Source organism: Bradyrhizobium sp. AUGA SZCCT0431, from assembly GCF_018131065.1.
Lineage (GTDB): Bacteria > Pseudomonadota > Alphaproteobacteria > Rhizobiales > Xanthobacteraceae > Bradyrhizobium.
This window is the reverse complement of sequence record NZ_JAFCLR010000039.1, coordinates 32667-54042: the sequence shown is the minus strand read 5'-3', so window position 1 is coordinate 54042 and position 21376 is coordinate 32667. Positions and strand designations below refer to the sequence as shown.

The 21376-nt window shown below is 61.3% G+C and carries 16 protein-coding genes; 13 read left to right on the top strand and 3 right to left on the bottom strand.

Going from position 1 to position 21376, the window contains the following annotated elements; genetic code table 11:
• The first annotated feature begins 267 nt into the window (after positions 1–267).
• A complete protein-coding gene (locus JQ567_RS29695) occupies positions 268–762 on the top strand; it encodes a PaaI family thioesterase (RefSeq protein WP_212442104.1) in 495 nt (164 codons plus the stop codon).
• A 144-nt stretch (positions 763–906) separates the two neighbouring features.
• On the top strand, positions 907–1434 hold the full coding sequence (locus JQ567_RS29690) for a hypothetical protein (RefSeq protein ID WP_212442103.1): 528 nt from the start codon (positions 907–909) through the stop codon (positions 1432–1434).
• Positions 1435–1551: 117 nt separating this feature from the next.
• Here JQ567_RS29690 and JQ567_RS29685 read toward each other — a convergent pair whose 3' ends face one another.
• Entirely contained in the window at positions 1552–2661 is a 1110-nt protein-coding gene (locus JQ567_RS29685; protein ID WP_212442102.1) for an HlyD family secretion protein, read from the bottom strand.
• A gap of 229 nt (positions 2662–2890) precedes the next feature.
• Here JQ567_RS29685 and JQ567_RS29680 point away from each other — a divergent pair, with 229 nt between their 5' ends.
• The 8 genes from JQ567_RS29680 (at position 2891) to JQ567_RS29645 (ending at position 14074) form a co-directional block, all read left to right on the top strand.
• On the top strand, positions 2891–3574 hold the full coding sequence (locus JQ567_RS29680; protein WP_249165817.1) for a hypothetical protein: 684 nt from the start codon (positions 2891–2893) through the stop codon (positions 3572–3574).
• A gap of 115 nt (positions 3575–3689) precedes the next feature.
• On the top strand, positions 3690–5144 hold the full coding sequence (locus tag JQ567_RS29675) for a DUF1254 domain-containing protein (RefSeq protein ID WP_212442101.1): 1455 nt from the start codon (positions 3690–3692) through the stop codon (positions 5142–5144).
• Between the two features lie 154 nt (positions 5145–5298).
• Positions 5299–6855 (top strand): DUF1254 domain-containing protein, encoded by a 1557-nt coding sequence (locus tag JQ567_RS29670; RefSeq protein WP_249165820.1) that lies wholly within the window; start codon positions 5299–5301, stop codon positions 6853–6855.
• A 158-nt stretch (positions 6856–7013) separates the two neighbouring features.
• Positions 7014–7940 carry a formylglycine-generating enzyme family protein gene (locus JQ567_RS29665; protein WP_212442131.1) on the top strand — a complete coding sequence of 309 codons (927 nt, stop codon included), beginning with the start codon at positions 7014–7016 and terminating at the stop codon, positions 7938–7940.
• 121 nt (positions 7941–8061) lie between these two features.
• Positions 8062–9744, top strand: coding sequence for an arylsulfatase (locus JQ567_RS29660; protein WP_409363641.1), 1683 nt, complete (start codon positions 8062–8064; stop codon positions 9742–9744).
• Positions 9745–9959: 215 nt separating this feature from the next.
• The gene (locus JQ567_RS29655) at positions 9960–11669 is read left to right on the top strand and encodes an arylsulfatase (protein ID WP_212442129.1); all 1710 of its coding nucleotides are present in this window, start codon (positions 9960–9962) and stop codon (positions 11667–11669) included.
• Between the two features lie 96 nt (positions 11670–11765).
• Positions 11766–12809 (top strand): HAD family hydrolase, encoded by a 1044-nt coding sequence (locus JQ567_RS29650; protein ID WP_212442099.1) that lies wholly within the window; start codon positions 11766–11768, stop codon positions 12807–12809.
• Between the two features lie 272 nt (positions 12810–13081).
• Positions 13082–14074, top strand: coding sequence for a transporter (locus JQ567_RS29645; RefSeq protein WP_212442128.1), 993 nt, complete (start codon positions 13082–13084; stop codon positions 14072–14074).
• 4 nt (positions 14075–14078) lie between these two features.
• Here the strand turns inward: JQ567_RS29645 and JQ567_RS29640 are convergent, their stop codons facing one another.
• Positions 14079–14381: a hypothetical protein gene (locus tag JQ567_RS29640; RefSeq protein WP_212442098.1), complete on the bottom strand. Its 303-nt coding sequence runs from the start codon at positions 14379–14381 to the stop codon at positions 14079–14081.
• Positions 14382–14618: 237 nt separating this feature from the next.
• On the opposite strand from JQ567_RS29640, the gene JQ567_RS29635 reads away from it, so the two are divergent.
• Entirely contained in the window at positions 14619–15716 is a 1098-nt protein-coding gene (locus JQ567_RS29635) for a mandelate racemase/muconate lactonizing enzyme family protein (RefSeq protein ID WP_212442097.1), read from the top strand.
• Between the two features lie 173 nt (positions 15717–15889).
• Here the strand turns inward: JQ567_RS29635 and JQ567_RS29630 are convergent, their stop codons facing one another.
• Positions 15890–16420 carry a Dps family protein gene (locus tag JQ567_RS29630; protein ID WP_212442096.1) on the bottom strand — a complete coding sequence of 177 codons (531 nt, stop codon included), beginning with the start codon at positions 16418–16420 and terminating at the stop codon, positions 15890–15892.
• 124 nt (positions 16421–16544) lie between these two features.
• Here JQ567_RS29630 and JQ567_RS29625 point away from each other — a divergent pair, with 124 nt between their 5' ends.
• The gene (locus JQ567_RS29625) at positions 16545–17270 is read left to right on the top strand and encodes a class I SAM-dependent methyltransferase (protein ID WP_212442127.1); all 726 of its coding nucleotides are present in this window, start codon (positions 16545–16547) and stop codon (positions 17268–17270) included.
• Between the two features lie 425 nt (positions 17271–17695).
• On the top strand, positions 17696–21160 hold the full coding sequence (gene carB, locus JQ567_RS29620; protein WP_212442095.1) for a carbamoyl-phosphate synthase large subunit: 3465 nt from the start codon (positions 17696–17698) through the stop codon (positions 21158–21160).
• Positions 21161–21376: the final 216 nt, after the last annotated feature.

Here is a 21376-nt window from a genome sequence, read left to right as displayed (position 1 = left end):
GCGAGGAGCGAAGCAACGAAGCAATCCATCCTTTTGCTCGGCTATGGATTGCTTCGCGGAGCCTGTCATCGGGCGCGCATCCGCGCGACCCGTTGGCTCGCAATGACGAGAAACACTGAGCCTTCGTTGCTCGACCAATCCCTTATAAAAATACCATCCATGACCGGATCGACGCCGGGGCATGACGAGATATCATGTGACGAGAACCCTGTTGCCGCGATATCGACATAGTATTATAACCAACATCTAAAGCACAGGAATTGCCCAATGGACACCGCCCCCGCCCCCAAGGTCGAATACGGCGTGACGCCGACCAGCGTGATGGCGTCGATGACGGGCCTTGAGTTCGTCCGCGCGATCTTCGAGGGCAAACTGCCGGCGCCGCCGATCATGGAGAATGTCGAGCCGTTCGATTCCACCGCCGAGAACGGCGTCGTGACCTTTCACAGCGTGCCGGGCTTCCGGCACTACAACCCGATCGGCTCGGTGCATGGCGGCTACGCCGCGATCCTGTTGGATTCCGCGATGGGGCTGGCGGTCCACACCACGCTGCCGGCCGGCACCGGGTACACCACGCTGGAATTCAAGATTTCCTTCATCAAGGGCATGACCAAGGATACCGGCCCTGTGAAGTCGGAAGGCCGCACGCTCAGCGTCGGCCGCCGCGCCGCCACCGCGGAAGCGCGCATCACCGATGCCAAGGGCCGCCTGCTCGCCCACGCCACCACGACCTGCCTGGTGTTTGAAATCCCGAAAGCATGATCGAGGGGAACGCGAGGCCCTGACATTTGTTTGATATCGTAGGGTGGGCAAAGCGAAAGCGTGCCCACCATCTTGCTTGTGGTAGCAATGGTGGGCACGGCGCGAAGGGCGCCTTTGCCCACCCTACGATTTCGGAGCACGATCATGTCCGTCGTCAGCGAAGACCTTCAGCCGCTCACCTTCGACTTCGTCGATGACGGCCTGGTGCCCAACAGCAAGATGCCGTTCCTGGTCTACAAGCGTGCGATCGACGTCGATAACGATCACCCCGAAAAAACCATCGAGGGCCTGTTCGGCGCTAATGGCTGGGGCGCGATGTGGCGCAACGGCGTTTATGATTATCTGCACTACCATGCCACCGTGCACGAGGTGCTCGGCGTCGCCCGCGGCAACGCCATCGTGCGGTTCGGCGGCGACAATGGCACGGACCTCGCGATCGCCGCCGGTGACGTCGCGATCCTGCCCGCCGGCACCGGCCATCAATGCCTGTCGTCGAGCGCTGATTTTTCCGTCGTCGGCGCCTATCCGCCCGGCCCGCCGGCCGAAATCACGCGCGCGACGCCGGAGAACCACGCCAAGGCGTTGAAGACGATTCCGAACGTGAAACTGCCGAAGGCCGATCCGGTGATGGGAGAAAGCGGCCCGCTCGTGAAACTATGGAAGCGCGGCTGATACTGCGGTTCGAGCACGATTGCGACGATTTGTGCTGTGTCGTCTAGAGCACGGCCATGTGGCACAAAGTGCATAGACGGTGCGCGCCGCCGGTCGCGAAGGCGCAGATCCGCTCAGCTAGAGATACGCCGTATAGGAACTGATCCACACCAGGATCGACGCAAGAAGGCCGATCACGCCCGCCTTCTCGGAAAATGCAGTTGCACTGCCGGACATTCCCAGACGCAGCGACTCCCGGCTCATCCCGTCAGGTATCGCGATCTCCGCCGGAAACACCGTCGCCCCGCCGAACGTATTGGTGCGCGCCAACGTTCCCGACACGGCAATCTGGCCCTGGCCGATGCCCCTTGGGATCGCTGTTATCTTCGCGTGATAGATGCGCCCCGGGACGTTGTCGAAAACGATATCGACAGCGGTGCCTTCCTTGATGGTCTGGAAGCCGTTCTGAGAAAACATTCCAACCAGCGTGATCTCCTTCTCGACGATGAACGACATCGCCGAGCGCGCCTGCAGCGCCCGATCGCCGACAGTCAATGCAACGACGGTGACATAGCCGTCGGCCGGCGCACGAATGGTCGTCTGCGACAATTCCCAATTGGCGTTATCGAGCTGCGCCTGTAGCTGCGCCACTGACGTGTTGACGCCGCCGATCTCGGAATCCATCGCGAGCTTGGCGCTCTGCTGCGCCGCCTTGGCGGCGCCGAGCTGCGCCGACACGGTTTCGTACTGGACCTGCTTGTCCTGCGCCTGAAACTGCGAGTTGGCATCATCAGCGGCAAGTGTCTGGATATCGTCGAGCCGCTTCTTGTTGTAGGCGACCTGCGTGGTGAGCCCTGCGACATTCGCCGTCGCTTGCTCGTAATTCGATTTCAGGATTTCAGTCTGCTGCTTTGCAGCGGCGAGCGAGGCCTGCAACTGCGTGACCTTGTACTGAAACGGCGCCGGGTCGATTTGAAACAGCACATCGTTGGCCTTCACCGGCACATTCGGCCTGACCGGAATTGCAATAATTTGTCCTGTCACATTCGGCGTCACTTCCACCACGCGGCCGGTGACCGTCACGCGCCCCGACGGCGTGAGATAATTGAAAAGCGCGAGAAATGCCGCGAGAAGAAATATTCCGACAGCGATCGAGACCGTCCCGGACAACCAGCCCCAACGCACCAGTTTGAATTTCGAGAACACGGCCCACAGCGCGACGAGGTAGAGGCACAAAATAATGACCATGACTGGTCCTCATATTTGGTTTGTGCTAAACTTTCTCTCGGAGGTAGCTGAAGACGCGCTTCAACCGTTAGCTTCATTGCTCCTGTTTTTCCAGCACCATGTTTCGATCCTGCATACGCCGTGAGGCGTTATATGCAGCCACGTTGCACGTTCTCTTGCATACGCGATCACGCGCCTGAGCGAAAACGCTCAAGGTCGTTCGGGCGATTCTGCAGAAGGAATGGATGCCATGCGTGTCACAAAATTGAATCGGATTTTCGGGATATTGGCCTTGGCCGCAACGCTGTGCGGTGCCGAAACAGCGCTTGCCCAGAACGCGGCAGTCCCGCCCTCGCTGAAAACGATCGGCACGCCATCTGCTCCGGCCAAACCTGAAATCGTGCCCTCGCTGTTCGTGCTCAACTCCCGCGGCGCGACGTTGCAGGGCGACATGCTCACTTTGACCGGCGTGACACCCAGCTCGATCATATTTGCCGACCGTCCGGTACGATCCGCAGGCCACCAGCCCACCGCCGACGTGATCGCGGAATGGGGATCGGGCGACGACAGCTTCGCCAAGAACCCGCCGAACGCAACCTTGTCCGTATTCGGCAAGGACGGTGTGGTGAAGGACGCCGTCGTGGTGCTGAAAAATCCGAAGCTCGAAGGCGACAGGCTGACGTTCAACGTCCAGATCCTTGAAGGGGATAGCATGGGTGCGGATGGTGGAGCCGCACTCTTCATCGACATTATCGGCCGGCCGTTCACGCCGATGTCGTTTGCCGGCGTTGCGCGCCGTTCGGCATTTCGCGGCGCGATGTATGCCGGCGCTGCGGGCGCCGCTGCGTATGGGGCGGCCGCATATGCCCACCCATACGCCTATCCATATGCGCGACCGGCGTGCGGCTATTACCCTTATCCGCCCTGCTATTGAGAGGAACGAAAGGCCAGCGCGCTTCCCCGTGTTCAATCGAAAATTCCGCCAGACCGCTGAAGTGAACTGAACTCAACTGATAACAACTACACAAATCAGACGAGGAGAATTCGACATGCTTCGAGGAATTCTGACGCTGACATTGTCTCTCTGCCTCGGCGCGGCCGCTGCCCCGCCTGCATTCGCCCAAGCGGCGGCGCCCATCACCGAACAGGAGGCGCACGCCATCGCGGTCGACGCCTACGTGTACTTCTACTCCATCATGTCGATGGACATATCCCGCAAGCAATTCACCAACGGCACCACTGACTTCAAGGGGCCGATGAACACCTTCGTCAACGTGCCCGAATACCCGCCGGCGGATTTCAAAGGTGTCGTGCGCTCGAACTTCGATACTTTGTATTCCGCGTCATGGCTGGACATGACCAAGGAGCCCGTCGTCATCTCGGCGCCAGACACCAACGGACGCTACTATCTGTTGCCGATGCTCGACATGTGGACCGATGTCTTTGCATCGCCGGGCTGGCGAACCACCGGCACCAAGGCCGGGACATTCCTGGTGGCACCGGCGGGCTGGCGGCCAGATCTGCGCGACAGGTTCGCCGAGGAGTTCAAGCTTCCGAAGGATACCCAGCGCATCGACGCGCCAACCCCTTACGTCTGGCTGATCGGCCGGACCAAGACCGACGGCCCGCCGGACTATGACGCCGTCCGCAAAATCCAGGCCGGCTACAAGGTTACGCTGCTTTCCGAATATGGCAAAACGCCAAAACCGGTCGAATTCAAACCCGACCCCAGCGTCGACATGAAGACGCCGCCGAAGACGCAGGTCGATACGATGTCGGCGGGCGTGTATTTCGCCAATGCCGCGGAGTTGCTCAAGCTGCATCCGCCGCACGTCACCGACGAGCCGATCATCGCACAGATGAAGAAAATCGGCATCGAGCCCGGCAAGAGCTTTGATATCGGCAAGCTCGAACCCGCCTTGCAAAGGGCGCTGGAAACCGCGCCGCAGGACGCGCAGAAGCTGATGGCCTGGAAGCTGCCGACGCTGGCGCGGGTTGCCAATGGCTGGGGGATGAACACCGACACGGTGGGCGTCTATGGCAATTACTACCTGAAGCGGGCCATTATCGCGCAGCAAGGTCTTGGCGCGAATGTGGTCGAGGACGCGATCTATCCGCTCAATCTCGCCGACGAATCCGGCAAGCCGCTCGATGGCGCCAACAAATACACCATCACCTTCGAGAAGGGCGCCACGCCACCCGTCAATGCGTTCTGGTCGATCACGCTCTACGACCAGGACGGATTCCAGGTCGGCAACACGCTGAACCGCTTTGCGGTGAGCAGCTGGATGCCGTTCAAGTACAATGCGGACGGCTCGCTTGATCTCTACTTCCAGAATGCGAGCCCCGGCAAAGACCTCGAAGCCAACTGGCTTCCCGCACCGAAGGCGCCATTCAATCTGACAATGCGCCTGTACGCGCCGAAGTCGGAGGCGCTGACCGGCAAATGGAATCCGCCGCCGGTCGTAAAGTCGCAGACAACGGTGGGCATATCGGCGCAATGAAGGTTGACGGCAACGCCGGCGCTTCGGCGCCGGCGTCCGATCGCGCGGCGGTGAAGAAAGCAAGTTGAACGCGAACACCGGAGGCGACGATATGAAATGGTCTACCAGACTCCTGGCAGCAAGCTTCGTCTGCACGATGCCGGCACTGCCCCAGATGGCCGCTGCCCAAGCGCCGGCAATCCCGCCAATCCTGATCACGCCGGACAAGGTCGAGACCCGCATCGGGCCGCTCCAGTTCAAGGACGGTGCGCCAAGCGTGGAAACCGCCGAGAAGGTCTACGACACGCTGGACTTTACCCGCGGCCTTGACGCTTTCCTCAACAGTTACGGGGGCGCGTCCGCCTATGCCATTCGTAAGGGCCTTCTCAGCATCGGCGCGGAGGACAATACGGTCACCATCTACCCCGAACTGATGGATGCGAAGTCGCTGTTTCTCACGGCCAACGCCGACACCGTCTATTACTTCAGCATAGTCGACCTGACGAAAGTCCCCATGGTGGTCGAACAGCCGCCGAAGGGACTTGGGACCATCAACGACATGTGGTTCGGATGGATCGTCGACGTTGGCTTCCCCGGCCCCGATCGCGGTGAAGGCGGGAAATATCTCCTCCTGCCACCGGGCTATGACGGGCCGATTCCGGAAGGCGGGTTTTACGTGGCGCGATCGAAGACGACGCGCGTCATCTATGCAGCGCGCGCGTTTCTCGCCGACAACGATCCGAAGCCGGCCGTCGAGAACATCAAGAAAACGATCAAGATTTATCCTTATACACCTGGAGGCGTCGGCACGAGCATCGCGACCGCGCTGGAAGGAAAGGTCAGGCTCGAAGCCAATCCACCCATTCCGCCGACCAAGTTTGTAGAAGCCAGCGGAAAATCGTTCAATACGATCCCCCCTAGCGATTTCTCATTCTTCGAGATGATCAACGCGAGCGTGCAGCAAGAGCCCGCCGATTCCTACAATCCGGAGCTTGCGGGGCAATTGGCCGCCATCGGCATCGTGAAAGGAAAGCCGTTCAACCCGGACGCCCGGATGCGCAAGATACTCGCCGACGCGGCCGCGGTCGGAAATGCCGCCGGACGGGCGCTTAACTGGCGTCCCCGCGAATCTCTGGAATGGACCTACTATCCCAACTCGTCCTGGGCCAACATGCTTTGGCAGGGCGGCGCCAATTTCGAGACGCCACCGCCGATGATCACCAAGGAGGGCTTCTTCAAGCCGCTGCCGGCGACCGGCGCGCGAACGCTCGACTCAAAAACCGCGTTCTATTACGCCTACACCCTGGACTCCCCGGGCATGATCATGCGGCTCCCCCGCGTCGGCTCGCAGTATCTCATGGGGTTTCTGGACGCGGACAAGAACGCCTTCGACGGCGGCAAGACGTACAAGGTGACGCTGCCGAAAGGCATTCCGGCGGCTGCGTTCTGGTCGTTCACGCTCTACGACAATCAGTCGCGCTCGATGCTCGACACGCCGCAACGTTATCCGCGCGCCGGTAGTCAGAGCTATCCGTCGCCCGCCGCCGAAGCGGAGTCAGACGGCTCCACGACGGTTTACTTCGGCCCGACCCAGCCCGCGGGCGTGAAACGCGGCAACTGGATCCAGACCATGCCCGGCAAGGGCTGGTTCACGCTGCTTCGCCTCTACAGCCCGCTCGAACCGTTCTTCACCAAGGAGTGGCGATTGAGCGAAATCGAATTGGTCAAGTGAGTTAGTCCGGCGCCGTCTGCCGGACTCAGATCAGAGCCGACTCCAATCCTGCATGTGTAGTCTTTGCCACTTCCTGAGGACTCGTAGCTTTGAGCACGATTCAATTCGACAACGAAAGCGCTGATGCCAAGGCAGGTGAACATCCTCATCATCCGGGGATGGTCCTGGTTCCCGGCGGCACGTTCCGCATGGGATCGGACAAGCACTATCCCGAGGAAGCGCCAGTTCATTCCGTGACAGTCGATGAATTTTTCATCGACCGCACGCCGGTGACGAACCGGCAGTTCAAGGAATTCGTGAAGGCGACCAGTCACGTCACGTTCGCCGAAATCCCCCCCGACCCAAAGGACTATCCCGGCGCGCTGCCTCATATGCTCTATGCCGGCTCGCTGGTGTTTTCGCCGCCGGCGCAGACCGTTGATCTCCGCGACTGGAGCCAATGGTGGCAATTCATCAAGGGCGCCGACTGGCGCCACCCTTATGGCCCGAAAAGCAATATCAACGTGCTCGACAATCATCCTGTCGTGCACGTCGCCTATTCCGACGCGCTCGCCTTTGCGCGCTGGGCCGGCAAGGATCTTCCAACCGAAGCGGAATGGGAGTTCGCCGCACGCGGCGGATTGGCCGAGGCCGAGTATGCCTGGGGCGACGAGTTCACGCCGGGTGGCCAGCATCGCGCCAATACCTGGCAGGGCGAATTCCCAAGGCAAAATCTCTGCACCGACGGCTTCGAGCGCACATCGCCAGTCACGGCCTTCCCGCCGAACGGCTACGGCGTTCACGACATGATCGGGAATGTCTGGGAATGGACGTCCGACTGGTATTCGCAAAAGCATGAAGCAGATGCGCCAAAGGCGTGCTGCATTCCCCAGAATCCGCGCGGCGGATCCGAGGCCGACAGCTTCGACCCCAGGACGATCAATGTGAAAATTCCACGGAAGGTCATCAAAGGCGGCTCGCATTTGTGCGCGCCGAACTACTGCCGACGTTACCGGCCGGCAGCGCGTCATGCGGAGCCGGTCGACACATCGACGAGTCACCTTGGCTTTCGATGCATCAGGCGAGGAGCCTCTGATGCATCATAAACAGGAGAGCGTAGCAATGTTGAGTTCCATATTGCCCGACAAGCCGCCCTTTACTGCAACGCCGCCACACAAGACACCTGGTTGGCTCAAGCAGTCCTGCGCCTCGCTGCTTGGCGCGTCGATGTTGATGTCGCTGTCCGGGCCGGCCAGCACGCCGGCGGTGGCGCAGCAACCGCCACAGAAACCCAATATCCTTTTCATCATGGGTGACGATATCGGGCTCTACCAGCCGAGCATCTACCATCGCGGGCTGATGGTCGGCGAGACGCCCAACATCGATCGCATCGGCAACGAAGGCGCGATGTTCACGCACTATTACTCCGAGCAGAGCTGCACGGCTGGGCGTACGGCCTTCTTCACCGGCATGCAGCCGGTTCGCGTCGGCATGACCTTGCCGGAAATTCCCGGCAGCCCATCCTATCTGCGGTCCGGGACGCCGACGATTGCCAAGTTCCTGCTCGATCTCGGCTACAACACCGGGGAGTTCGGCAAGAATCATCTCGGCGATCACACCGAATCGCTGCCGACCGCGCATGGTTTCCAGGAATACTGGGGCTACCTCTATCACCTCGATGCGATGCAGGGGGTGAGCTTCCCCGACATCAACAAGACCCCGACCCAGCAGACCGTCGCGCCGCCATGCAAGAACACTCCGATTCCCGGCTTGCCCGAGGTTCCCGGCGCGGTGGATCCCAAGACCACGGTCTGCCTGACGCCACCGCGTCCGATACTCGCGTGCACGTCATCCGACGGCACTGGCGCTAGACAAATGTGCAGGAGCGAGGGACCGCTGACCCTCGATCGATCGAAGACCGTGGACGAGGAAATCTCGGCAAAGGTCGTCGACTACCTCGATCGTAACGACCCGAAGAAGACCAACAAGCCGTTCTTCGTCTGGTACAATCCGGCGCGCATGCACATCACGACCGTGCTGTCGGACAAGTACCTGGCCATGGTGGGCGAGCCCGGCGGCAAGGACTGGGGCGTCAACGAAGCCGGCATGAAGCAGATGGATGACAACATCGGTGTGGTGCTGAAGAAGCTCGAAGACATGGGCCAACTCAACAACACGATCGTCGTGTTCACCACCGACAACGGCGCCGAGACCATCACCTTCCCGGACGGCGGCGTCACGCCGTTCAAGGGTGGCAAGCTGAGCACCTGGGAGGGCGGTTTGCGCGCTCCGGCTGTCATCCGCTGGCCGGGCGTCATCAAGCCCGGCACGGTCAAGAACGAAATGTTTGCCGCCCTCGACTGGGTCCCGACTCTCGTCGAGATCGCCGGCGGACCCAAAGGCAACGAACTGAAGCAACGGATCGAGGCCGGGCAGTATCCCGGCATCGTTAAGACCACGCTCGACGGCGTCAACCAGGTAGAATACCTGAGCGGCAGGTCAGAGAAGTCGGCACGAGACCATTTCCTGTATTGGTCCAGCACAACGCCGTCGGCCGTCCGCTACAAGAACTGGAAGATGTACTTCGCGATGGTGTCCGACAACCCAGCGGGCTTCGTTTCTGGAGTGCAGCCCTACTCCTGGACCCAGGTCGTCAACATCAAGCGCGATCCCTTCGAGACCTCCGTTGGCTCGCAGCAGAAGACGCTGTTCGGTATGGGCGGGGCGATTGCTTCTCCGTCCACCGCCTATGTCTATGACTGGAACTTGCTGCCTATCGGGCAACAGCTGTGGCTGATGCACCTCGAGACTTACATCAAATTCCCGGCGCTGCAGGACCCGGCCAGCTACAACCTGGAACAGGTCATGCAGCAAGTTAAGAACATGAAGACGGCTGGCCGCAGCGACTGACCGCTGCCGAAGTGGAGTGGCGGGCGCCTTGTCCCAGGCGCCCGCCACTCCCTGAAATGCGAAGATTAGTGAAGGGTCGCGGAAGGAATCTTCTACTTCACGGACAATGGATATCTCACCGCGGTGCGCTACAACGACTGCCGAGGCGGTCGTTGTATCCACCACTCAGCAAGCCATGTCGGCTTTCGGTGCATCACAAGGAAGAGGGCCACGTCATGAGCAACGATACGAAAAAGCCTGAAACCACCAAGGCGGCGACCGGCGGCGGTTTGAAACGCCGCGATCTCTTGTTGAGCGGCAGTTCTCTCATCGCCGCTTCGGCGCTCTCGGCCGTCGGCCTGACAAGCGCTGCGCAGGCGCAGCAACAACCAGCGGCGCCCCCACCTGTTGCGGCCGGGCAGCGGCCCAACATTGTCGTCATCATGGGCGACGACATCGGCATCTGGAATATCGGCGCCTACCACCGCGGCATGATGGCTGGGCGGACGCCGAACCTCGACAAAATAGCCGCCGAAGGCATGCTGTTCACCGATTATTACGCAGAGGCGAGCTGTACGGCGGGTCGCGCCAACTTCATCACCGGCGAATTGCCGATCCGCACCGGCATGACCACAGTCGGCCAGGCTGGCGCCCCCACCGGCTTGCCGGCGGAGGCCGTGACCATTGCCGCTGCGCTGAAAGGTATGGGCTACGCCACCGGCCAGTTCGGCAAGAACCACCTTGGCGATAAGAACGAGTTTCTGCCGACGGTGCACGGCTTCGACGAATTTTTCGGCTACCTGTACCACCTCGACGCAATGGAAGACCCGGCGCACCCCGCCTATCCGCAGGAGCTGCTGAATACGGTCGGTCCACGCAACATGGTCCACTCGTGGGCGACCAACGTGGACGATGCCACAGTGGATCCGCGCTGGGGCAAGGTCGGCAAGCAGAGGATCGAGGACGCTGGAACGCTTTATCCGAAGCGAATGGAAACCGTGGACGACGAAATCCGCGATCTTGCCTTGAAGTTCATCGAAAAGGCCAAGGCCGACAACAAGCCGTTCTTCCTGTGGCTCAATCCGACCCGCATGCACATCGTCACGCACCTGTCACCGAAGTACCAGGCGTTACGCAACTCCAAGAACGGCTGGTCGATTCATGAAGCCGGCATGGCGCAGCTCGACGACGACGTCGGCATCGTGATGCAGAAGCTCAAGGACATGGGTGTCGATGACAACACCATCGTCGTCTTTACCACCGACAACGGCACCGAGGTATTTACCTGGCCCGATGGCGGACAGACGCCATTCGCCCAGAGCAAAGGCACGGTCATGGAAGGTGGCTTTCGCGCGCCGGCGATGATCCGCTGGCCCGGCAAGGTGCCGGCAGGCAAGGTCGAGAACGGCATTATCTCCGGGCTCGATTGGTTTCCAACCTTCGTGGCCGCCGCCGGTAATCCGAACATTGTCGAGGAATTGAAGAAGGGCAAGCACATCGGCGACAGGACCTACAAATGTCATCTGGACGGCTACAACCAGATGGACATGATCACCGGCAAGGGTCCGTCAAATCGGAACGAAATATGGTACTTCGGCGAAAGCGAACTGGGTGCCGTACGCATCGGCGACTACAAGTATCGTTTCATCGACCAGCCCGGCGGCTGGGTAGGTGACAAGACCAAACCTGACATACCCTATTTGACCAACCTTCGTCTCGATCCGTTCGAGCGTACTGGCTGGCCCGATAGCGGGACTAAATATGGAGCGCAACAATACTTTGATTGGTTCAAGTACGAATTCTGGCGCTTCGTGTTCGTCCAGCAGCAGGTGGAGAAGCTCGCCAAGACGGCAATCGAATTCCCGCCGATGCAAAGGGGCGCGAGCTTTAACCTCGATGCCGTGAAAGCGAAAATCGAAGCGGCCCGTGGGGCGATAGGCAGATAAGGATTTGATGATGGTCATGGCGGACGGCCTACGTAGGGGCCGCCCGCTTTGAAAACTCTCTTGATCGTTGCGTTCTTACTGTGAAAGGAACCAACCATGTCAATGCCGCAAGCTCCCTTCGGCGTCAGCCGCCGCATCCTGCTCTTGGCCTTGGCTTTGCTCGCGGCGCTGATCGGACCGCTGCCTCCCATATCCGTGATGGCGCAAACTCCCGCGATCGATCCGCTGCCGTCATGGAATGATACGGGGACCAAAAGGTCCATCGTCACGTTCGTCGAGCGCGTGACGAAGCAAGGCTCGCCCGACCTCGTGCCGCCTGCCGAGAGGATTGCCACCTTCGACAATGACGGCACGCTGTGGGCGGAGCAGCCGATCTATTTCCAGTTTGCCTTCGCACTCGACCGCGTCAAGGCGCTCGCCCCGCTGCATCCGGAGTGGAAGGACAAGGAGCCGTTTGCCTCGCTGCTCAAGGGCGACCTTAAAGGCGCGCTCGCCGGCGGCGAGGCTGCTATTTTCGAGATCGTCACCGTCACGCATTCCGGCATGACCACGGATGAATTCGGGAAGATCGTGAGCGACTGGATCACTACGGCGAAGCATCCAGTCACCAAGCGGCTCTACACCGAGATGGTCTATCAGCCGATGCTGGAACTGCTCGCCTATCTGCGCGGCAACGGCTTCAAGACTTTCATCGTCTCCGGCGGCGGCATCGACTTCATGCGCGTCTTTGCCGACAGGGTCTATGGCGTTCCGCCCGAGCAAGTGATGGGCAGCAGCGGCAAGCTGAGCTTCGAGCTACGCGACGGCAAACCGGTCCTCGTAAAACTGCCGGAGCTTAATTTCAACGATGACAAGACTGGCAAGCCCATCGGCATCCAGATGCATATCGGCCGGCAACCGATCGCGGCGTTCGGCAATTCCGACGGCGACCTGCAAATGCTCGAATGGGCCAAGGGAGGCGGCGGCGTCCGCTTCGCCCTCCTCGTGCACCACACCGACGCCGAACGGGAATGGGCTTACGACCGCAACTCTCCGATTGGCCGTCTCGACAAGGCGCTCGACGCTGCCCAGGCGATGGGCTGGACCGTGGTCGACATGAAGAACGACTGGAAGAAGATATTTCCGTTTGGCAGCAAATGAACATCAAATGGACGCGGTCCGTCTTCGCAATGCCCGATGAGGTGAATAGCACGCGATTTGTCTCGTGGCTTTGGCGCAACAGCCGCGACGGATCTTCGATTTGGACCGCTTTGCATCGCGATGGCTTGCGACGAGACACTCAAACCATGTCAATCTGGAGTTGATCACTGTGATTTCTCAGGCAGCGGGGGGGCAAGCAGATGGCGCACAACATTCTTCAACGACATTCCAACAAATGGCGCACCTGCCGCAGCATCGGCGTGGCGCTGCTGATGTTCGGATCAATGTCCGGGGCTGCCTACGCGGACGAAACCGGCGTTTCGTACTGGCTTCCCGGCCGATTTAGCAGCCTCGCGGCGACGCCCCAGGTGCCGGGCTGGTCCATGGCCGAGGTTTACTATCACACCACCGTATCGGCGTTTGGCTCCGTAGCCGCGGCCAGACAGATTCAGATCGGCAGGATTCCGGCAAACCTCAACGTCAGCCTCGACGCAGGTCTGAATGCGCAGGCTGATCTCGTTCTGCTCAATCCCACCTATACGTTCGCGACGCCGGTGCTCGGCGGGCAGCTTGCCATCGGCATAATCGGCCTGTTCGGGCGGTCGAGCGCCAGCATTGGCGGGACGCTGACAGGGCCGCTGGGGGTGACCCGCACGGGTTTCATCGGGGATTCAATCACTTCTGTTGGTGATCTCTACCCGCAGGCAACCCTGAAGTGGAACGCCGGCGTGCACAATTTCATGACCTATGTGACCGGCGACATTCCGGTCGGCGCATACGATCCGTCTCGCCTCGCCAATCTCGGCATTGGTCATGCCGCCATCGACGGCGGTGGAGGCTACACCTACTTCAATCCGGCGACAGGGCATGAATTCTCCGCCGTCGCCGGCTTCACCTACAATTTCAAGAACCAGGACACGCAATACCAGAACGGGATCGACTTCCATGTCGATTGGGGTATGTCGAAATTCCTCTCCAAGCAGGTCTTCGTCGGCCTCGTCGGATACGGATATCAGCAGATCACCGACGACTTTGGTCAACATCCCCAGCTCGGCGGATTCCGCTCCCGTGTCTTCGGTATCGGACCGCAGATCGGATTCCTGTTTCCGGTCGGCGACATGCAGGGATACCTCAACCTGAAAGGCTATGGCGAGTTCGAGGCGCAGAACCGGCCATCGGGATGGAATACCTGGCTGACGTTCTCGATCTCGCCGATGGCGCCCACCAGCACGGTGACACCAACGCGCCGGACCGTCACGAAGTAACGGATCAACGCGCCCACTGACCCATCTGGAGGCAGGTCTGCAGGCTGACGTAACTTGGCGTGCCGCCAATGCTCTCCTGCGAGACACAACTCGCGCGGCTGGGCGCAGGGAATTTCGACCACTGGCCTGCGAGCTGCTGGCGCGCTTTCTGTTCATCGCTGATGCAAGTCTTGAGCGACTGATCGACGGTGAGGCCGGCGGTGGCGGCAATGTCGAGCTTGCAATTCCGCGTGATATCGAACTTCGGCACTCCGTCAGCGACGGGCATAACCAGTTGCGAACCCAACACGATCATAGAGACGGACATAGGCATTTCCGGCCTCCTGCTACTATGGCTCGCTTGCATCGTAGCGCAAGCCGGCCGGACCGCCAGTCATATTTTGCTACTGTTGCTTGCGTAAAACCGACGGGTCGCGCGAACGCGCGTCGCGTCCCCGCATTGGAGGCATGACGCACGGCGCTGGATCAGCGCCGCCGTTATGTGATTGACTTTCCCCGTCCGAGATCAGGCCAACATGATCCGGCCAGCACAGGGAAACGCCCGATGACCGCCAACCCAGACATGACCATCCGCGACATCCGTGTGACGATGCTGCGCCTGCCCTGGGCCGACGACCCCTGGCTCAAGGGGCATGCGCTGGGCCCGACGCGCGACATTCTGATCTGCGAGGTTGAAACCGCAGGCGGCGTCACCGGCATGGGCTATCTGTTCGTATTCCGCCCGGGCATGAAATCGATCGCGGCCTGTCTCGACGAGTGCATCATTCCGCGGGTGAAGGGCAAGGATGCCACCGCGATCGAGGCGATCTGGCGCGATCTGTGGACGGCGACGATGACCTATGGCCGCGGCGGCATCGCCGCGATGGCGATGTCGGCGATCGACATCGCGCTGTGGGATGCGGTGGGCAAGCGCGCCGGCCTGCCGCTGCACCGGTTGTGGGGCCATTATCGCTCGGAAATCCCGATCTACGGCTCGGGTTGTTTCCGCGGCGCCGGCGGCGACGGCATGATCGAGAAGGCGTTGCACTTCGTGAAGCAGGGCTACAAGGCGATCAAGATGCAGGTCGCGCATGTGCATACGCCTGCGCAGGACCTCGACAATGTACGCCGCATGCGCGAGGCGCTCGGGCCCGACATCGCCATCATGATCGACGTCAATATGGGCTGGAGCGCCGATGTCGCGATCGAGATGGGACGCAAGTTCGAGCAGTACGATATCTACTGGCTCGAGGAGCCGGTGCCGGCCGACGATTTTGCCGGCTACCAGCGTATCGCAGCAGCCCTCGACATGCGCGTGGTCGGCGGCGAGACCCATTTCACGCGCTACGATTTGCGGCCGTTCTTTATCAATCCCTGCCTGCCGATCCTGCAGCCCGACCCGATGCGCGGCGGCATGACGGAGCTGCGCAAGATCGCGGCGCTGGCGGACACGTTTGGCATCACCATCGCGCCGCATCTGTTTCCCGAACTCAATGTGCACCTCTTGGCCTCGATCCCGAACGGCATCTGGTGCGAGAACATGGGGCTGATCGACGACCTCTGGGTCGATCCACCGCAGATTGCCAACGGCATGATCACGGCTCCGGAGCGGCCCGGACATGGGCTCCGGTTCAAGGAAGAGGTGCTGAAGTACAGGATTTAGCCGAAACCGCTATTCCATCTTCGTCGTCCCGGCCTTGAGCCGGGACCCATACGCCGCGGCCCATCGGCAAAAATTCGCTGATCGACGCCCGCGTCAAAAACAACGGCCTGTGGTTATGGGTCCCGGCTCAAGGCCGGGACGACGTGGATAGGGTTTCGCCCGTGCAAAAACCACTACGCCGCGTTGGCGCTTTCCTGGCGGCTGGCTTCGAACAGGAACCAGGTGCGGCGCTCGGTCTCGTCGACGAACAATTCGAGCAACTGCGCGGTGCCGGTATCTTCGTGGTCGTCGGCAAGCTTGTGGGCTTTGCGCATGGCGGCCGCCATGTGCTTGTTGTCCTCCATCAATTCGCGCAGCATTTCGCGCGGTGGGACGTAAGCCTCATTGTTGTCCTGGATGGTCTGCAGCTTTGCGACCTGCCCGATCGAACGCAGCGTGACGCCGCCAAGCTTGCGCACCCGCTCGGCGAGTTGGTCGGTGGTACCGAAGATCGCCTCCGCCTGCTCGTCCAGCATCAGATGGTAGTCGCGGAAATGCCGGCCGGAGACGTGCCAGTGGAAATTCTTGGTCTTCATGTAGAGCGCGAAGGCGTCAGCCAGCAGCACGTTGAGCGACGCCGAAATCTTGTCCACCGCGGCCTGCGGCAGATCGGTCGGCGTATCGAGATCGGGGGACACTTTTTCGGATTTGTTGGCTTTGCTCACGTTGAACCTTCCTGTTAGGAAACCGGACAGCGGTGGCATTGGACATTGGCCGCCGAACACCCTAACGCATCACTTTCCCGGCGGTTCCTTGCCGGAAACCCCTGTTTTGCCGGACGCAGCCCCGATGGACGAATGGATCGACTATTACGATTCCACGCATACGATCTATGCGAGCAAGCTGCATCGGGACCTGCATTTCCAGATCATCGCGCGCGACATCATCGGCTACATCTCATCGCCTGACGCTGTCGTGCTGGACTATGCCTGCGGCGAGGCGCTGTCGGCGGCCAAGGTGGCGGACGCCTGCGCAAAACTCTATCTCGCCGAACCCGCCCCCGGCGTGCGCGGCCGGCTGATCGCGCGCTTTGCGCCGAACACCAAAATCCGCGTCCGTTCGCTCGATGAGCTCCGGAATATGGAAGAGAAGTCGATCGATCTCGTCGTCATGAACTCGGTGGCGCAATACATGACGCAGCAAGAGCTGGATTCCGCATTCGCAATCATTCGCCGGCTGTTGAAGCCGAGCGGGCGGCTGGTGCTGGGCGATATCCTGCGGCCCGAGGTCGGCATGGGGCGAGACGTGCTGGCGCTGTTGAAATTCGCAAGCGCGCACGGCTTCCTGACGGACGCGCTCTACGGCCTCGCCTCTACCGCGCTGTCGGACTACCGGCAATTGCGCACCCGGGTCGGCCTGCAACGCTACAGCGAAAGCGAGATGATCGAAAAACTCGGCCGCGCCGGCTTCGCCGCTTCGCGGGCCCCCGACAATATCGGCCACAATCCCTGGCGGATGACCTTCGTGGCGCGGCCCCCCATGGCCAGCCCGGCCGTTAGGGTTAATGAAAGGTAAACATGGCTCACCGGCCCGTGATCGGTGATGATCGCCGTGGCCCGGTGGCGGAAGCGACAACGCGAGAACGGTGCATCGTTCTTTATCCTGGTTCAAATCCAGGCCGGGCCTCCACGCTTCGCCCTGACGGGCTACGCGTGGCGCAGCCACGCGGAGACCATCAGGTCGGAGCGTGTCCGGCGTAGCTTGAGCGTAGCGAAAGCGAAGACGGACTGGACCGCATCTAGCTGACGAGGGCGGCCGGGTTTCGGCCGAAGGCCAAATTCCCGCAAAATGCCGGTTGATGGCCCGTTTTTGGGGGTTTCGCGGGTGCGTAATCTGGTCTAAAGACCACCCGCGCGCGAGGGTAACCCGCGCTCTTGGCTTAGGGGACGCGCAGCATGCGCGCCCTTTTTTTGTGCCCAAATTCCAGTCCGCGAGACCTGATGCCCAAAAGAACCGACATCTCCACCATCCTGATCATCGGCGCCGGCCCCATCGTGATCGGCCAAGCCTGCGAATTCGACTATTCAGGCACCCAGGCGGTGAAGGCGCTGAAGGAAGAGGGCTACCGGGTCGTCCTGGTCAATTCCAATCCGGCGACGATCATGACCGACCCGGAACTGGCCGACGCCACCTATATCGAGCCAATCACGCCGGAAATCGTCGGCAAGATCATCGAAAAAGAACGCCACGTCATACCCGGCGGCTTTGCACTGCTGCCGACCATGGGCGGCCAGACCGCGCTGAATTGCGCGCTGTCGCTCCGCCGTCAGGGCACACTCGACAAATTCGACGTCGAAATGATCGGCGCAACCGCAGACGCCATCGACAAGGCCGAGGACCGCCAGTTATTCCGCGAGGCCATGACCAGGATCGGGCTGGAGACGCCAAAATCGCGGCTGGCCAACGCCTCGGCGCTGAAGAAGTCCTACCGCGACAAATACCTGGCTGAGCGGGAGAAACTGTCGGGCGAGGCACTGGAAGAACTCGAGCGGCAGTGGACGCTTGGCGAGAACGAACGCCGCAAGCGCTATCAGGAGCACGCGTTCGGCGAGGCGCTGATGGCGCTGTCCGAAATCGGTTTGCCTGCAATCATCCGGCCCTCCTTCACGATGGGCGGCACCGGCGGCGGCATTGCCTACAACAAGGAAGAGTTCCTCGACATCATCGAGCGCGGGCTCGACGCCTCTCCGACCAACGAGGTGCTGATCGAGGAAAGCGTGCTCGGCTGGAAAGAGTACGAGATGGAGGTGGTGCGCGATAAAAAGGATAATTGCATCATCATCTGCTCGATCGAGAACCTCGATCCGATGGGCGTGCATACCGGCGATTCCATCACCATCGCGCCGGCCCTGACGCTGACCGACAAGGAATACCAGATCATGCGCGACGCCTCGCTGGCGGTGCTGCGCGAGATCGGGGTCGAGACCGGCGGCTCCAACGTCCAGTTCGGCATCAACCCGGCCGACGGCCGCATGGTCGTGATCGAGATGAACCCGCGCGTGTCGCGCTCTTCTGCCCTTGCGTCGAAGGCCACCGGCTTTCCGATTGCAAAGGTCGCGGCCAAGCTCGCGGTCGGCTACACGCTGGACGAGATCGCCAACGACATCACCGGCGGCGCCACGCCGGCCTCGTTCGAGCCGACCATCGACTACGTCGTCGTCAAGATACCGCGCTTTGCGTTCGAGAAATTCCCCGGCGCCTCCCACACTTTGACCACGTCGATGAAGTCGGTCGGCGAAGTGATGGCGATCGGCCGCACCTTCCAGGAGAGCCTGCAGAAGGCGCTGCGCGGGCTCGAGACCGGGCTCACCGGCCTCGATGAAATCGAGATCGAGGACCTCGGCCGCGGCGACGACAAGAACGCGGTCCGCGCCGCCTTGGGCACGCCGACACCGAACCGCATCCTGCAGGTAGCCCAGGCGATGCGGCTCGGCTGGTCCAACGACGAGATCTTCAATTCCTGCAAGATCGATCCCTGGTTCCTCGCCGAGATGCGCGGCATCGTCGACATGGAAGCCAAGATCAAGGCGAACGGCCTGCCCGGCAACGCGTTCGGCATGCGGACGCTGAAAGCGATGGGCTTTTCCGACGCACGGCTCGCCGTGCTTGCAGAGGCCACCGAGGCCGAGGTGACCGCCAAACGCCACGCGCTGGGGGTTCGTCCGGTGTTCAAGCGCATCGACACCTGCGCGGCGGAGTTCGCCTCGCCGACCGCTTATATGTATTCAACCTATGAATCGCCTTTTGCAGGAAATCTTGCCGACGAGAGCGCGCCGTCCGACAAGAAGAAGGTCATCATCCTCGGCGGCGGGCCGAACCGGATCGGCCAGGGCATCGAGTTCGACTATTGCTGCTGCCACGCCTGCTTTGCGCTGCATGACGCCGGCTACGAGACCATCATGATCAACTGCAACCCGGAAACCGTGTCGACCGACTACGACACCGCTGACCGGCTCTACTTCGAACCGCTCACCGCCGAGGACGTGCTGGAAATCATCGCCACCGAACGGACCAACGGCACGCTGCACGGCGTGATCGTGCAGTTCGGCGGCCAGACCCCGCTGAAACTGGCGCGCGCGCTGGAAGCCGCCGACGTGCCGATCCTCGGCACCTCGCCCGACGCCATCGACCTTGCCGAAGACCGCGACCGCTTCAAGCGCGTGCTCGACAAGCTGCGGCTGAAGCAGCCCAAGAACGGCATCGCCTATTCGGTCGAGCAGGCGCGGCTGGTAGCGGCCGATCTCGGCCTGCCGCTGGTGGTGCGTCCGTCCTATGTGCTGGGCGGCCGCGCGATGCAGATCATCCGCGAGGAAGAGCAGCTCAACAATTATCTGCTCGGCACGCTGCCCGAGCTGGTGCCGGCCGACGTCAAGGCGCGCTATCCCAACGACAAGACCGGGCAGATCAACACCGTGCTCGGCAAGAACCCGCTGCTGTTCGACCGCTATCTTTCCGACGCCACCGAGATCGACGTCGACTGCCTGTGCGACGGCAAGGACACATTCGTCGTCGGCATCATGGAGCATATCGAGGAAGCCGGCATTCACTCCGGTGATTCCGCCTGTTCGCTGCCGCCGCATTCGCTGGATGGTGCGATGATCACGGAGCTCGAACGGCAGACCCGCGAACTCGCGCTCGGCCTCGACGTGGTCGGCCTGATGAACGTGCAATACGCCATCAAGGACGGCGATATCTACGTGCTCGAGGTCAACCCGCGGGCGTCGCGCACCGTGCCGTTCGTCGCCAAGGTGGTCGGCACGCCGGTGGCGAAGATCGCGGCCAGAATTATGGCCGGCGAGAAGCTTGCGGACTTCAATCTGAAGAAGCGCAAGCTCGGCCATGTCGGCGTCAAGGAATCGGTATTCCCATTCGCGCGTTTCCCCGGTGTCGATACCGTGCTCGGTCCGGAGATGCGCTCGACCGGCGAAGTGATGGGCATCGACCGTTCGTTCGAAGTCGCCTTCGCCAAGAGCCAGCTCGGCGGCGGCACCCGCGTGCCGCGCAAGGGCACGGTGTTCGTCTCGGTGCGCGAGAGCGACAAGACCCGCATTGCGGACGCCGTGCGGCTGCTGCATTCGCTCGGCTTCAAGGTGATGGCCACATCGGGCACCCAGCGCTTCCTCACCGATTCCGGCGTGCCGACCGAAAAAGTGAACAAGGTGCTGGAGGGCCGGCCGCACATCGTCGACGCCATCACCAATGGCGACATCCAACTCGTCTTCAACACCACCGAGGGGCCGCAGGCGCTGGCCGACAGCCGTTCGTTGCGGCGGGCTGCCCTCTTGCATAAAGTGCCATATTACACCACTCTTTCGGGTGCTGTGGCGGCCGCACAGGGCATCCGCGCCTATCTGGGCGGAGACCTTGAGGTCCGCACGCTTCAGAGTTACTTTTCCGAAAACTGATCGTTCGCCGGGCCAAATTGCCCGCTAAACGATTGGCAACAAAGCCATGTGGCTGGAACCCACCGCTCGTTTGGAAGTTGTATCGGCCCTTGACGGGGCCGAATTTTAATAGGCTGGCGGGCTCGCGTTTCGGGCCCGAATGGCCCCGAATCGAAATCGAAAGACTGCTTCGTGCGCGCAACTACTTGAGGCGGTGCTCGCACGGGCGAAGGACGG